Here is a 14317-nt window from a genome sequence, read left to right as displayed (position 1 = left end):
TACCGCAATGACCGAAGTGTGTATCTCGCTCGCCTCGCCCGCGCGTATGTCGCGGGAGACGAGGTTGACCAGGGTGCGCAGATGGCGTCCAAGGCGGCGGCGATCGCCGCGCAAACCGGCTCAGCTCGTACGGTTGTTGAGCTGAGTTCCGTATCCGACGCCATGAAGTCGAAGCAAGGCTCTCCCGCGGTGGCCCGCTTCACGGAGAGGTACAAGTTCATCTACAACCAGCTTGCCAAGCGACCTGTGTCACCAGGGATGAGGCCGTGAGGGATGCTGGGGCCATGGACCACTTGATCACACGAGCCACGTCCGGTGACGAGCGGCGCAGAGGCACCGCCATAGCCGTCCTCCCGGTCGGCAGCTTCGAGCAGCACGGCGAGCATTTGCCGCTCACCACAGACACCGTGATCGCCTGCCTGATAGCCCACCGCGTGGCGGACGACCACGATCTCTTCCTCTTGCCGCCCATCACAATCGGCTGCTCGCACGAGCACGCCGCGATGCCGGGGACCGTGAGCATCAGCGCTGCGACGATGTACGCGATGATCAATGACATTTGGCGGTCTCTCGAAGCCTCTGGAATCTCGGGCCTCGTCATCGTCAACGGGCACGGGGGCAATTACGTACTGTCCAACGTCGTCCAGGAGCTCAACACCGGCAGTCCGCGAGTCGCCCTCTTCCCTGCCCCGGAAGACCGAGACCAAGCCAGGACCGACGCAAGACTGGAGAGCAGCAGCGCCGAGGACATGCACGGTGGGGAATTCGAGGTCTCGCTACTCCTGCATGGCGCCCCTCACCTTGTGCGGGACGGTATCGAGGGCGACGACCACTCAGCCCCGAACCGGCCCCACCTGCTCACGATCGGCATGGCCGGATACACCGCCAACGGCATCATCGGGCGGCCATCGCTTGCCACCGCAGCCAAGGGCAAAGCGCTGCTTGACAGCCTCTCGCACGCTGCCCGCGCTCACGTGAATCTGGTCGCGGGGCACTAGCCGGCACGTGCGCGGCCACAGCCCGCCCCCCGGGCTGTGGGGGGCGGGCTGTCTGGGCCAGCGTAGCGCGCTCGTACCAGGCTTACCCCTGCGTCGGCATTTCTGACGTGCCGTCAGAAAAGTCACCACCAAGTCACCACCGTGGCGAGTAACACACAGAAACGGCCCGGAACACTCCGAAGAGTGACCGGGCCGTTGGGCATCTGACCTGCATGTTTGGTGACTACCGGCCAGCCATGATAGAAGCCGCCCAGTTCACCCACTACACGTTGAACCGGAACTCCACCACGTCCCCGTCCTGCATGACGTAGTCCTTGCCCTCCATGCGGGCCTTGCCCGCCGCGCGGGCTTCGGCTACCGAGCCGGTGGTGACGAGGTCGTCGAAGGAGATGACCTCGGCCTTGATGAAGCCCTTCTGGAAGTCCGTGTGGATGACGCCCGCCGCCTCGGGGGCCGTCGCGCCCTTCTTGATGGTCCAGGCGCGGGCCTCCTTGGGGCCGGCGGTCAGGTACGTCTGGAGGCCGAGGGTCTCGAAGCCGACGCGGGCGAGGGTGGCGAGGCCCGGTTCTTCCTGGCCCATCGACTGGAGGAGTTCCAGGGCCTCGTCGTCGGCCAGCTCGATCAGCTCGGACTCGATCTTCGCGTTGAGGAAGATGGCCTCGGCCGGGGCGACGAGGGCGCGCTGAGCGTCCTTGAAGGACTCGTCGGCCAGCTCGTCCTCGTCGACGTTGAAGACGTAGAGGAAGGGCTTGGTGGTGAGGAGGTGCAGCTCGTGCAGGAGCTGGCCCTGCTCGGTGCCTCGGGTGATGCCGGCCGAGAACAGGGTGCGGCCCTCTTCGAGGATCTTCTGCGCGGCCTCGGCCGCGGCCACCACGTGCACCTTCTCCTTCTGCAGGCGCGACTCCTTGGTCAGGCGCGGCAGGGCCTTCTCGATGGACTGGAGGTCGGCCAGGATGAGCTCGGTGTTGATCGTCTCGATGTCGTCCTTGGGCGAGACCTTGCCGTCCACGTGGACCACGTTCTCGTCCTGGAAGGCCCGGATGACCTGGCAGATCGCGTCCGACTCGCGGATGTTCGCGAGGAACTTGTTGCCCAGGCCCTCGCCCTCGGACGCGCCACGGACGATGCCCGCGATGTCCACGAAGTCCACCGTCGCCGGCAGCTTGCGCTGCGAGGAGAAGATCTCCGCGAGGGTGTCGAGGCGGGGGTCGGGCACGCCCACGACGCCGACGTTCGGTTCGATGGTGGCGAACGGGTAGTTGGCCGCCAGCACGTCGTTCTTGGTCAGGGCGTTGAACAGGGTCGACTTGCCGACATTCGGCAGGCCGACGATTCCGATCGTGAGCGACACGTGGCGACTTCCCGTAGCGAGAATGGGTAGGGGCGGGCCCGGACGGGCCGGTCCACCAGTCTACGGGCCCGCCCCGAACCCTTCTCCGCCCGGCCGCGCCCACCCCCCGCCCGGCCGCATCCACCCACCGTCCGTCCACGGCCCACACCCCCGGCACCCGGCGCCCCGCACAGGGCACAGGGGCGCACGGCACCCGGCCACCGCCCCGTCCCCTCCGCCGCCGCGCCTCCCCCGCCGGAGTGGGCGGCGCGGGCGGGCACCCCGTGACTCCCCCAGATGGCCCCGCCCGGAGCCCCACCGGGCGGACAATCGGTCGAACACACAATCAAGGTGAGTCAAAGCGCGTGTCCATGGCACCTGCATCGGCGTGCGGCGACCTACGTTGGTGCGGTGGAACGACCCAGTACGCGTACGCCTCGCCGTACGGCACCCCCGCCCCGGCCGCCCGCCGGACACCAGGCCGGTGTCGCCGTCGGCGGTGCCGGCGCCGAATCCGGCGAGAACGCCACCGTCTACCAGGCGCGCACCGCCGGACCGCTGCCCGAGTCGCTGCTCGCCGCGGTCCGCAGACTGCCCGAGCCCAAGCTGACGGGCTTCGGCACCGGCATGCTCGCCACGCTCGCCATGCTCGCCGTGGGGTGCCTGGACGCGCTGCTGCTGTCGGGCTCGCCCACCGCGTACGGCCTGCTCTTCCTGCTGGTCTGCGCGGCGAGCGGGGTGTGGGTGCGGCCAGCGGACCTGATCGCCGGGCCGGTCAGTGTGCCGATCGCCTTCACCGTCGGGCTGGTGCCCCTGGGGGAGGACGGCAACGGGCTCGGCGGGCAGGCCATGAACGTGGTGACCTCGCTCTCGCTGGAGGTCGGCTGGTTGTACACGGGCACGCTGATCGCCGGTCTGATCGTGCTCGTCCGCCGTATCGCGCTGGTCGGCAGGCGGCAGCGGCGCGGCCGGCAGCGCTCCGGCGCACCCCGGGCGGGGCGCGAGCGCCCCGGCGCGCTCGGGCAGCGGGCCCGTCGGGGGCCGGGCCCGGGCCAGCCGGCGGCGTCGGCCGACGACGTCGCGTACGCCGCCGAAGCCGCTGGTCAGCGTCGTGTCGAGCGGGCGGGGCGAGGCCGGAGCGCCGAGGCCGAGGGGGTCAGAAGCCGGCGGCCGAGCCCAGACCGGGCGCCGCGACAGCCGGGCCGGAACCCGGCCGGGGAGGGCCAGCGGGTTGACTGGCGAGCGCCGCGGCCATAGCTGCTCCCACGATCCCCGCGTTGTTCCGAAGCTGGGCCGGCACCACCTCGGCCCTGACGCCCTTGATCAGCGGTAGGAACTTGTCCGCCTTGCGGCTGACGCCGCCGCCGATGATGAACAGCTCGGGCGAGAAGAGCATCTCCACGTGGGCCAGGTACTTCCCGACCCGGCGTGCCCAGTGTGCCCAGCTCAGGTCCTCGTCCTCCTTGGCCCGGGTGGAGGCGCGCGTCTCGGCCTCGTGGCCGCGCAGTTCCAGGTGGCCGAGCTCGGTGTTGGGGACCAGTTGGCCCCCGGTGAAGAGCGCGCTGCCGATGCCGGTGCCGAGCGTCAGCAGGATGACCGTCCCGAGGCGGCCCCGCCCGGCGCCGAACCGCAGCTCGGCGAGGCCGGCCGCGTCCGCGTCGTTGACCAGGGTGACCGGTAGGCCCAGCCGCTCGGCGAGCATCCGCTCGGCGTTGACGCCGATCCACGCCTTGTCCACGTTGGCGGCGGTACGGGCGGCCCCGTCGACCACCACACCGGGGTAGGTGGCGCCGACCGGGCCGCTCCAGCCGAAGTGCTCGACCACCTCGCGAACGCCCTCGAACACCGCCTCCGGGGTCGCCGGGTGCGGGGTGAGCACCTTGTGTCGCTCGGCCGCCAGATCGCCACGCGCCAGGTCCACCGGCGCGCCCTTGATGCCGGAACCGCCGATGTCCACGCCGAATACGTTCATGAACACCACGCTACGACGGCATGGCCGAGCCTGACCCGTTCATGTCGGAGTCGAGCGGCCCAGGCGACCCCGCGGCTCCGGCCACACCCCGCGCCACTCCACCGGACGACCGCCGGCGCGACGGTCTCCAGCGCGACGGTCGCGGGCGTCGCGCCTCGCGGCGGAGGTCGGTCGGCGTGCGACGGGCGGAGGGGCGGGGGCCGGTCGGGGTACGTCCACGTCAGCCCGGGCCGAGCCCGAGAGGCCGGGCGGCCACGGCTCGACCACCCCCGACCCCACCGGGCCCGAACCAGCCAGCTATCCAGCCGGGGGCAACCGACTCCACCGACCGTAGGCAACCGGGCCAACCGCCCGAAGGGCTCACCGGTCACCCGGGCCACCCGGGGCGGCCGACCTCGTCGCGCGGGCCAGACCCACCAGCCCCGGAAGCCGCCCGGGGCCCACCGGCCCAGACCAGCCGAACCGGGCTCGGCCAGACCTACCGGCCCAGACGCTCCGACCCCGTAGTCGACCGACCCCGACCGACCTCGTACTCACACCGGGCCCGACCAACCTCCGGGTCATCGAACCCAGCCGGCCGCCCGCCCGACCCCGGGCCCAGCGGGCCGCCAGCGGACCGGCCAAGTCGACTTCGGAGTCGACCAGGCCCAGCGGACCGGCCAAGCCGACCTCGGGATCGACCGGACCCACCGGACCACCGGACCCGTCAGGCCGTGGCCTCTCCCCCGGTGGCGGCGCCGCCGACCGCTGCCGCCGCCTCGGCGCGCAGGTCCCGGCGCAGCTCCTTGGGCAGGGAGAACGTGATGCTCTCCTGCATCGGCTGCACCACCTCGACGTCACCGAAGCCGCGCTCGGCGAGCCACTCCAGGACGCCTTCGACCAGCACGTCGGGGACCGAGGCGCCGGAGGAGACGCCGACGGTGCCGACCCCTTCCAGCCACGCCTCGTCGAGCTCGCTCGCGTAGTCGACCAGGTGGCCGGCCTTGGCGCCGGCGCCGAGCGCGACCTCGACCAGTCGCACGGAGTTGGAGGAGTTCTTCGAGCCGACGACGATGAACAGGTCGGCGTCGGCCGCTATCTGCTTGACCGCCACCTGGCGGTTCTGCGTCGCGTAGCAGATGTCGTCGCTGGGCGGGCTGATGAGCTGGGGGAACTTGTCCTTGAGGGCGTCCACCGTCTCCATCGTCTCGTCGACGGAGAGCGTGGTCTGGGAGAGCCACACGACCTTGGACTCGTCGCGGACCTCCACGTTCGCGACGTCGTCGGGGCCGTCGACGAGCGTGATGTGCTCGGGCGCCTCGCCGCTGGTGCCGATGACCTCCTCGTGGCCCTCGTGGCCGATGAGGAGGATGTCGTAGTCGTCCTTGGCGAACCGGATGGCTTCCTTGTGGACCTTGGTCACCAGCGGGCAGGTCGCGTCGATGGTGGCCAGGCGTCGGCCGGCGGCCTCCTCGTGCACGACCGGCGCCACGCCGTGTGCGGAGAAGATCACGATGGAGCCCTCGGGCACCTCCTCCGTCTCCTCGACGAAGATCGCACCCTTCTTCTCCAGGGTCCGTACGACGTACTTGTTGTGAACGATTTCCTTGCGCACGTAGATCGGCGCCCCGTACTGCTCCAGGGCTTTCTCGACGGCGATCACGGCACGGTCCACACCCGCGCAGTATCCCCGCGGGGCTGCGAGCAGGACCCGGCCGGTGGCACGCGAAGCGTCTCCGCTGGGGGCCGTGGCGGGCGTCGGGCTGGGCGTTGCGGTCATGCCAACCATGGTACGGCCGTGCCGCAGCGCGGAAAGGGCGTACGGGTGGATCACACTGAGCCCAGGCGCGCGACCCACGGAGGCATCATGGCCGGCCCGCAGACCACACAGGCCACACTGCGACGCACGCTGACCTTCCGCGATCTGGTCGTCTACGGTCTGTTGTTCATCGCGCCGATGGCTCCCGTCGGTGTGTTCGGCACCCTGGACGCCAAGTCGCACGGCGCGGTCGCGCTGGTGTACCTGGTGGCGACGGTGGCGATGGCCTTCACGGCGTACTCGTACGCGCAGATGATCCGCGTCGCCCCGCGCGCCGGCTCCGTCTTCACCTACGCGCGCGTGGGGCTCGGCGAGGGGCCGGGGTTCGTCGCCGGGTGGCTGGCGATGCTCGACTACCTGCTGATTCCCGCCGTCGCCTACCTCTTCTCGGGCATCGCGATGGAGGAGCTGGTGCCGTCGGTGGACCGGTGGGTGTGGACGGCCGTCGCGGTCGTGGTGACCACCGGGCTCAACCTGTGGGGGGTGCGGGCCGCGGCGCTGGTGGGGTTCCTGGTGCTGGCGATGGAGATCGCGGTGCTGTTGGTGTTCGTGGTCGCGGCGCTGGTGGAACTGGCCGCGCACGGCGCGCAGCGCGACTGGCTCTCGCCGCTGACCGGGCAGAGCGGGTTCACGGTCGCGGCCGTCCTCAGCGCGGTGTCGGTGGCCGTCCTGTCGTATCTGGGCTTCGACGCCATCGCCTCGTTCGCGGAGGAGACGCGGGAGGGCGACGCGGGTGGCACGCCGGGCAAGAGCGGCGGCTGGCGGAGCGCCAGGGGCTCCGCGCGGGTCTCGCGCGCGGTGCTGACCTGCCTGGCCGTGGCGGGTTTCCTGTTCGTCGCGCAGACCTATCTGGCCGCGCTGCTCTCCCCCGCCTCGTCGGCGGAGCTGGCCGCCGACCCGCGCGCGCAGGGTGGCGCCTTCTACGCCGCGGTGGACTCGTCCGTGGGGTCCTGGCTGCACGATCTGGTCGCGGTGAGCAAGGCGATCGGCGCGGCGTTCGCGGCGCTGGCCGGGCAGGCCGCGGCCGGCCGGCTGCTGTTCGCCATGGGCCGCGAGCGGCGGCTGCCCGGCCTGGTGGCGAAGGTGGACGCGCACAGCGGGGTGCCTCGCCGGGCGCTGCTGAGCGCCGCCGTGGTGACGCTGGTCGCGGCGGTGTGGGCGGCGCGGCGCGACGACGGGCTCGACCGCCTGGTCTCGGTGGTCAACGTCGGCGCACTGAGCGCGTTCGCGCTGCTGCACGCGTCGGTGATCGGCTGGTTCTGGTTCCGCGAGCGGGCCGAGACGCCGAGCGTGACGCGGCACGTGCTGATCCCGCTGGTCGGCATGGGCATCGTCATCGCGGTGATCGTCGAGGCGTCGGCCACGGCGCAGATCGTCGGCGCGATCTGGCTCGGCGTGGGCCTGGTGGTGCTGGCGGCCCAGTGGCGCGGGCGCGCGGGCGGCGGGCCGGGTGGTCCGGCCGGCTCGGACGACCCGCCGGTCCCGAGCGCCGGGGCGGGCTGAGCGGACCGTACGCGCCGGGGCGCGGCGAGGGGCGTACGTGCCGGTGCGCGGCGAGGCGGGGCGTACGCGCCGGGCCGGCCGGCGGCGCCGGGCCCCCGCACGACGGGCGCGAGGGCGCGAGAGCGACGGGCGCGAGGGCGCGAGAGCGGCCGGGCGGGTGGCGAGCGGCCGACGTACCGGCGCTCGGGGAGGCGGGCCCGCCGCCCCGGCGACGGGCGGTCGGGCGGTCGGGCGGCGTATCGGCGGCGGGCGTACGGCCGGGAGTGGGCGTCGGGCGGGCAGGCAGGCGACGTGACGGCGACCGGCGGCCGGCCCGAGGTGGGCGCGGGCCGGCCGTAGGTGGGCACGGGCGCCGGCCCGGCGGTGGCGTGGGCGGGGGGGGCGTTGTCAGTGGCCACGGTTACGCTCGGGCGCATGGCTGTGCACACGTCTGCGGAGACGCCGATCCCGGTCGGCGAGGTGTCCCGGCTCATCGGGAGCTGGATCGACCGGCTGGGCGCGGTGTGGGTGGAGGGGCAGATCACGCAGCTTTCGCGGCGCCCCGGCGCCGGCGTGGTGTTCCTGACGCTGCGCGATCCCTCGTACGACGTGTCGCTGACCGTCACCTGCTTCCGTTCCGTCTTCGAGCAGGTCGCGGACTCGGTCTCGGAGGGCGCCCGGGTCGTGGTGCACGCCAAGCCGGAGTGGTACGCGCCGCGCGGTCAGCTCTCGCTGCGGGCGGCCGAGATCCGCCCGGTGGGCGTGGGCGAGCTGTTGGCCCGGCTGGAGCGGCTGAAGAAGTCGCTGGCCGCCGAGGGGTTGTTCGCGGCCGACCGCAAGCGGCCGGTGCCGTTCCTGCCGCAGCTCGTCGGCCTGGTCTGCGGCCGGGCCTCGGCCGCCGAGCGGGACGTGCTGGAGAACGCGCGGCTGCGCTGGCCCGCCGTGCGGTTCGAGGTGCGCACCGTGCCGGTGCAGGGCGTGCACGCCGTGCCCCGGGTCGTCGAGGCGGTCAAGGAGCTCGACGCGATGCCCGAGGTGGACGTGATCGTGGTGGCGCGGGGCGGCGGCAGCGTGGAGGACCTGCTGCCGTTCTCCGACGAACAGCTGGTTCGGGCGGTGGCCGCCTGCCGCACACCGGTGGTCTCGGCCATCGGGCACGAGCCCGACACGCCCCTGCTGGACCTGGTCGCCGACCTGCGCGCGTCCACGCCCACGGACGCGGCGAAGAAGGTGGTGCCGGACGTCGGCGAGGAGCTGACCCGGGTGCGGCAGCTCCGCGAGCGCGCGCTGCGCGCGGTCGGCGGGCAGCTCGACCGCGAGGAGCGCGGCCTGTCCGCGGCCCTGGCCAGGCCGTGCCTGCGCGAGCCGCGGCGGATGGTGGAGGACCGCGAGGAGCGGATCGCGGCCCTGCTGCACCGCAGCCGTGGCACGCTGCGCCACCTGCTGGACCGCGCCGACTCCGAGCTCACGCACACCCGCGCGCGCGTGGTGGCCCTCTCCCCCGCCGCCACCCTGCGCCGGGGGTACGCGGTGCTCCAGCACGAGAGCGGCGCGGTGGTGCGCGAGGCCGCCGAGGTGTCCGACGGCGAGCGGCTGCGGGCCCGGGTCGCCGACGGCGCGTTCACGGTCACCGCCGAGCGGCCCGCGACGGAGCGGCCCGCCGACGCGACGTAGCGAGGCGTACGGGACGGGTCCGGGAGCGTACGCCGGGGGTCTGGCGGCCCGCGACCCGGCGGCGCGGGTCGGGCTCGGGGCGGGCCACGGACACGGGGCGCCATACGACCGCAACGCCGCTGTCGTACCGCGCACATAGGCTGGAGGCATGGTGAAGACAGGCGAGAAGACCGCCGAGACCGCGCTCGGGTACGAGCAGGCGCGGGACGAGCTGGTCGAGGTGGTGCGTCGCCTGGAGACGGGCGGCACCACGCTGGAGGAGTCGCTCGCGCTGTGGGAGCGCGGCGAGGAGCTGGCGCAGGTGTGTCGTCGCTGGCTGGACGGTGCGCGGGCCCGGCTGGACGCCTCGCTGGCCGAGCGTCCCGACGCGGCCGACTCCCGCGCCGCCGACCCGTCCGGCGACGACGCGGGCTGACCCGCCCCCACTCCGCCCCGGCGCCCGGGAGCGCCGAGCGGGCCGCAGCCGCCGGGCCGTGACCGCCGGGCCGCCGGCCCGGTCGTGACCACGGCGTCGCCCGCCTGGTCACGGGTGCGCTGGTCCCGGTCGCCTCCCCGACCCCGCTCCTCTCGACGCACCTCTCCCGTCGCGGGCGCGCACCTCGCTGCCCGCCTCCCCGTGGGCGCGCCGGTCGCACGGCCCGCCCCACTGCGACCGTGAGCCGGGGCACCCCCGCGACGCTTTAGTTGAAAATTAACCTAAATTGCGTACAGTGAGAGCCGCCAGGCTCGACCATGTGCCAGCAGATCCGACCAAACAAGCAGAAGGTATGTCATGACTCTCGCCCTCGACACGACCGCCCAGAACCTGCTCTTCCGCGAGGCCCACACGGCCAACGCCTTCACCGACGAGCCGGTCACCGAAGAGCAGATCAAGGCGATATACGACCTGGTCAAGTACGCTCCCACGGCGTTCAACATGTCGCCGCTGCGCGTGCTGCTGGTCCGTTCGCCCGAGGCCCGTGAGCGCCTGGTCTCGCACATGGCCGAGGGCAACCGCCCCAAGACCGCCGCCGCCCCGCTGGTGGCCGTGCTCGCCGTGGACCACGAGTTCCACGAGGAGCTGCCCAAGCTCTTCCCGCACGCCCCGGGCATCGCGGACGCCTTCTTCTCCGAGCGCCAGGTGCGCGAGCAGGCCGGCACGTTCAACGCCTCGCTGCAGGTCGGCTACTTCATCCTCGGTGTCCGCGCCGCCGGCCTGGCCGCCGGCCCGATGACCGGCTTCGACGCGGCGGGCCTGAGCAAGGAGTTCTTCGCCGAGGGCGACCACCAGGTGCTGGCCGTGGTCAACCTGGGCAAGCCGGGCGACAGCGCCTTCAACCCGCGCTCGCCCCGCCTGGAGTTCGACGAGGTCGTCTCCACCGTCTGAGCCCGACGCTCCGGGCCCGACAGCCCGGGCACGCGCCCCCGGCCACCACGGCCGGGGGCGCGGTGCGTGCCGGGCCGCCGCGCGCGTACGGCGCGCGGGCCGGCGGGGTACGCGGTCACGCCGCGCGGAACCGCGCCCGCGCGGAGCCGTCCCGGACGAGGCGAGGAGGGTCATCCCGCGGAGGGTCACTCCACGCCGAACGGCGCGGCCCCCCACCCGTCGGGCAGGGGGCCGAGGCGCCGTGCGGGCGGCGTCAGTCGGTGGGCTTCGGCGTGGCGGTGGCGGAGGGCGGCGGGAAGGTGGGCTTCTCGCCCTTCCTCATCTCCAGCGCGTTCACCATGCGCAGCAGGTCCCGCTCGGGCGCGGTGCCGGTGACCACCGTCGTCACGCCCGGCTCCGCGTGGACCAGCGCGTTGTACTTCTCGCCCTCGTACCGGGTCCACTTCCTGCCGTCGACCTCGACCGTGCGGGTGGTCTGCTTGGCCTTGTGCGTGACGTCGGCCACGTACTGCGGTACGCGGTCGCTGTCGCTCTGCTCGATCCCGACGTACTCCTTGTCGGGCGTCAGGTACCCGAGATGCCACACGGCGCCGAAGTCCGACGTGCCCCGGTAGCTGACCGAGGTGGCGCGCCAGGTGGGGTCCAATCCCTCGGGCGCGGCGACGGCGTAGGAGGCCGCGCGGCGGACGAGGTCGACCTCGACCCGGGTGTTCACCGTCTTGATCGGGTCTTTGCTGTCGTCATGCGGGATGAAGACGTAGATGCCCGCCGCCGCGACGATGGTCACACCCAGCGACAGCACCAGATTCTGTACGGTTCGATTCTCACCACGCATACCGGCCACGCCCCCCATCGTCCCTTATGCCTACGCTCGCTGGGACCTGGGGTCTCGTTCCCGCTGCGTGGCGACTCTCCGCAGGTGGGAGTGATCGCGCTCATGCGTGGGGCCCCCTGCTCATTTTCGCGACGTACCGATAAAGTCATGAGCACCCTCGCCCTCCTTGCCCCGCTTCGGGCGGGAGGGGCCCACGGCCGTCGCCGTACAGAAAGGTGCGTTCCGATGACCGAGCATCATCTGCCGTCCCCCCTCGAAGTCAGCCCCGAGGCCCCCGACCGCAACCTGGCGTTGGAGCTGGTCCGGGTGACCGAGGCCGGTGCCATGGCGTCCGGCCGCTGGGTCGGCCGTGGCGACAAGAACGGCGCGGACGGCGCCGCCGTCAAGGCCATGCGTTCGCTCGTGCACACCGTCTCGATGAACGGCGTCGTCGTCATCGGCGAGGGCGAGAAGGACGAGGCGCCGATGCTCTTCAACGGTGAGCGCGTCGGCGACGGGACCGGCCCGGAGTGCGACGTGGCCGTCGACCCGGTGGACGGCACCACGCTCACCGCCAAGGGCATGGCCAACGCGGTCTCGGTGCTCGCGGTCGCCGAGCGCGGCTCGATGTTCGACCCGTCGGCCGTCTTCTACATGGACAAGCTGGTGACGGGCCCCGAGGCCGCCGAGTTCGTCGACATCAACGCCCCCGTCGGCGTGAACATCCGGCGCGTCGCCAAGGCCAAGCGCTCCAGCCCCGAGGACGTCACCGTCGTCATCCTGGACCGGCCGCGCCACGAGGGCATCGTGAAGGAGGTCCGGGAGGCCGGGGCCCGGATCAAGTTCATCTCGGACGGAGACGTCGCGGGCGCGATCATGGCCGTACGCGAGGGCACCGGAGTCGACCTGCTGCTCGGCGTCGGCGGCACCCCGGAGGGGATCATCGCGGCCTGCGCGATCAAGTGCCTGGGCGGCACCATCCAGGCCAAGCTGTGGCCGCAGGACGAGACGGAGCGCCAGCGCGCGCTGGACGCGGGCCACGACCTGGACCGGGTACTCCAGACCGACGACCTGGTCAGCGGCGACAACGTGTTCTTCGTCGCCACCGGCATCACCGACGGCGACCTGCTGCGCGGCGTGCGCTACCGGGCCGAGACCGCGACCACGCAGTCGCTGGTCATGCGGTCGAAGTCGGGCACGATCCGGCAGATCGACTCCACCCACCGACTGTCCAAGCTGCGCGCGTACGCCGCGGTGGACTTCGAGCGCGCCCGCTGAGGCGGCGCCGCCCGCGACGGCGGCACCCCACCGAACCATCCCGGCCGCGTGTCGCCCCCTGAGGGCGAACCCTCCGCGCGGCACAACGGAGCCGGGCTCGCCGACGGACGGCGAGCCCGGCTCCCCCGCTTTCCGCGCGCGTGGGACGCGGGACAGCGGTGGCACTCGGCGGGTGGGACCAGGACGTGCGCCAGCGGGCGTGCGAGCGAGGCCGGGCGGGGCGTCGTCAGCCCGCCGCGGCGACCCGCACCGCTCGCTGGAGCTCCGCCTCGCGCCGCCTACGGCGGGCCAGCACCACGCGGCGCTCGGCGGCCGTGAGGCCGCCCCACACCCCGTAGGGCTCCGGCTGTATGAGCGCGTGTTCCCGGCACTCGACCATCACCGGGCAGCGGGCACAGACCCGCTTGGCGGCCTCCTCCCGGGAGAGTCGGGCCGCCGTCGGCTCCTTGGAGGGGGCGAAGAAGAGCCCGGCTTCGTCGCGGCGACACACCGCCTCGGAATGCCAGGGGCCGGCCTGATCGCGAGCGTGATCACGCTGCGGAGGCACGGCGGCGTCCTGCAGGGGGTGATGCGGTTGCAGCACGGTCTACTCCTGACGACGGCTCCGGTTTGGGTCACCCTTGCCCGCCTCGCTGCGCACGACCGTTCGCGCCCGCAGCCGTACGAGAGACGATGCACGAAGCTTTACCCGCTGTGCGGGTGCTTATGCACACGGTTGCTTCACGTCGTACTGACGTTCCGTTCGAGGCGCGGAGCTGTGCGTTTTTGATACGCCATGCTGCGACTTGTTGACCGTTCCTTCACGCTTCCGACGCGTTGAGGTTCCGTACCCGCTTCCCGCGCTGGGGCTTGGCGTCGACACCGCCGAAGACGGCCAGGCCGGTGACGACCACCACCGGGGCCGCCGGGTCTTCCGCTTCGGTGGCGGCGACGTCGAAACCGCCGAAGATCCCCGTGCCGGCGGAGCGCAGGGTGACGTTCTCCGGCACCCGGATCTCCACACCGCCGAAGATCGCGGTGACCTGGATGACGATCTCCCGCTGCTCGAAGACCGCCTCGGACAGGTCGATCTCCACACCGCCGAAGAGGGCGAAGGCGTTGGTCTTGCGCCCCACCCGCCAGCGGCCCCGGCGGCTGGCGCCGCCGAAGACCGCGATCAGGTTGTCGGTGAGGGAGCTGCGCTGGGGCGGCAGCGTGGGCGTGCCGAGGGGGGCGGGGCGCCTCGCGTCCGCCTGGCCCGCTCCGGACGGCCCGCCCGCCACGGTCGGCAGGTCCCGCACATAGGGGGCGAGTTCACCTCGCGTCCTGGCCTCGTACACCCCGCCGATGCGCTCGGCGTGCTCCTCGGGGGTCAGGCGGCCCTCGGCGAGGGCCTCACGGAGGATGTCGGCGACGCGGTCGCGGTCCGCGTCGGAGGCGCGGATGGCGTCACCGGGCGGGGTCGCGGGCGGGGCGACCGGCGCGGGGGCCGTGGGCTGGGGCTGCTTCGACAGGGGAACCGGCTGGTGTTCGTCCACGCGCCTCAGCGTAGCGAAACGCGATAGATCGCGATAGAGGGGTCGGCGGTGGGTGAGTCCCACCTCACCGACACGCTGTCGGTGGGCC

At 72.7% G+C, this 14317-nt stretch carries 13 protein-coding genes; 7 read left to right on the top strand and 6 right to left on the bottom strand.

Annotation, left to right across the window (positions count from 1 at the left end):
• The first annotated feature begins 284 nt into the window (after positions 1-284).
• Positions 285-998, top strand: coding sequence for a creatininase family protein (locus ACFVFR_RS19835; protein WP_383703348.1), 714 nt, complete (start codon positions 285-287; stop codon positions 996-998).
• A 262-nt stretch (positions 999-1260) separates the two neighbouring features.
• On the opposite strand, the gene ychF is transcribed toward ACFVFR_RS19835, so the two are convergent.
• A complete protein-coding gene (ychF, locus tag ACFVFR_RS19830) occupies positions 1261-2349 on the bottom strand; it encodes a redox-regulated ATPase YchF (RefSeq protein ID WP_383703346.1) in 1089 nt (362 codons plus the stop codon).
• Positions 2350-2739: 390 nt separating this feature from the next.
• Here ychF and ACFVFR_RS19825 point away from each other — a divergent pair, with 390 nt between their 5' ends.
• Complete coding sequence (locus ACFVFR_RS19825) at positions 2740-3585, top strand: DUF6542 domain-containing protein (RefSeq protein WP_383703344.1); 846 nt, start codon at positions 2740-2742, stop codon at positions 3583-3585.
• Here ACFVFR_RS19825 and ppgK read toward each other — a convergent pair.
• Together ppgK and ACFVFR_RS19815 are read right to left on the bottom strand one after the other, a co-directional pair.
• On the bottom strand, positions 3485-4300 hold the full coding sequence (gene ppgK / locus ACFVFR_RS19820; RefSeq protein ID WP_383703342.1) for a polyphosphate--glucose phosphotransferase: 816 nt from the start codon (positions 4298-4300) through the stop codon (positions 3485-3487). The genes ACFVFR_RS19825 and ppgK overlap by 101 nt on opposite strands.
• A gap of 706 nt (positions 4301-5006) precedes the next feature.
• Positions 5007-6059, bottom strand: coding sequence for a 4-hydroxy-3-methylbut-2-enyl diphosphate reductase (locus ACFVFR_RS19815; protein WP_383703340.1), 1053 nt, complete (start codon positions 6057-6059; stop codon positions 5007-5009).
• An 87-nt stretch (positions 6060-6146) separates the two neighbouring features.
• Here ACFVFR_RS19815 and ACFVFR_RS19810 point away from each other — a divergent pair, with 87 nt between their 5' ends.
• From ACFVFR_RS19810 to ACFVFR_RS19795, 4 genes are all read left to right on the top strand, one after another.
• The gene (locus ACFVFR_RS19810) at positions 6147-7601 is read left to right on the top strand and encodes an APC family permease (protein ID WP_383703338.1); all 1455 of its coding nucleotides are present in this window, start codon (positions 6147-6149) and stop codon (positions 7599-7601) included.
• A 414-nt stretch (positions 7602-8015) separates the two neighbouring features.
• Positions 8016-9254 (top strand): exodeoxyribonuclease VII large subunit, encoded by a 1239-nt coding sequence (gene xseA, locus ACFVFR_RS19805; RefSeq protein WP_383703336.1) that lies wholly within the window; start codon positions 8016-8018, stop codon positions 9252-9254.
• Between the two features lie 148 nt (positions 9255-9402).
• Positions 9403-9669 carry an exodeoxyribonuclease VII small subunit gene (locus tag ACFVFR_RS19800; protein ID WP_383703334.1) on the top strand — a complete coding sequence of 89 codons (267 nt, stop codon included), beginning with the start codon at positions 9403-9405 and terminating at the stop codon, positions 9667-9669.
• 357 nt (positions 9670-10026) lie between these two features.
• Positions 10027-10620: a malonic semialdehyde reductase gene (locus ACFVFR_RS19795; protein ID WP_383703332.1), complete on the top strand. Its 594-nt coding sequence runs from the start codon at positions 10027-10029 to the stop codon at positions 10618-10620.
• Positions 10621-10873: 253 nt separating this feature from the next.
• Here ACFVFR_RS19795 and ACFVFR_RS19790 read toward each other — a convergent pair whose 3' ends face one another.
• Entirely contained in the window at positions 10874-11455 is a 582-nt protein-coding gene (locus ACFVFR_RS19790; RefSeq protein WP_383703393.1) for a DUF4245 domain-containing protein, read from the bottom strand.
• A 225-nt stretch (positions 11456-11680) separates the two neighbouring features.
• Here ACFVFR_RS19790 and glpX point away from each other — a divergent pair, with 225 nt between their 5' ends.
• Complete coding sequence (glpX, locus tag ACFVFR_RS19785) at positions 11681-12712, top strand: class II fructose-bisphosphatase (RefSeq protein ID WP_383703330.1); 1032 nt, start codon at positions 11681-11683, stop codon at positions 12710-12712.
• A 226-nt stretch (positions 12713-12938) separates the two neighbouring features.
• Here the strand turns inward: glpX and ACFVFR_RS19780 are convergent, their stop codons facing one another.
• Both ACFVFR_RS19780 and ACFVFR_RS19775 read right to left on the bottom strand, forming a co-directional pair.
• Entirely contained in the window at positions 12939-13295 is a 357-nt protein-coding gene (locus ACFVFR_RS19780; RefSeq protein WP_383703328.1) for a WhiB family transcriptional regulator, read from the bottom strand.
• Positions 13296-13512: 217 nt separating this feature from the next.
• Complete coding sequence (locus ACFVFR_RS19775) at positions 13513-14229, bottom strand: DUF1707 domain-containing protein (protein WP_383703325.1); 717 nt, start codon at positions 14227-14229, stop codon at positions 13513-13515.
• Positions 14230-14317 lie beyond the last annotated feature (88 nt).

Source organism: Streptomyces sp. NPDC057702, from assembly GCF_042799315.1.
Lineage (GTDB): Bacteria > Actinomycetota > Actinomycetes > Streptomycetales > Streptomycetaceae > Streptomyces.
This window is presented reverse-complemented; position numbering and strand designations above follow the sequence as displayed.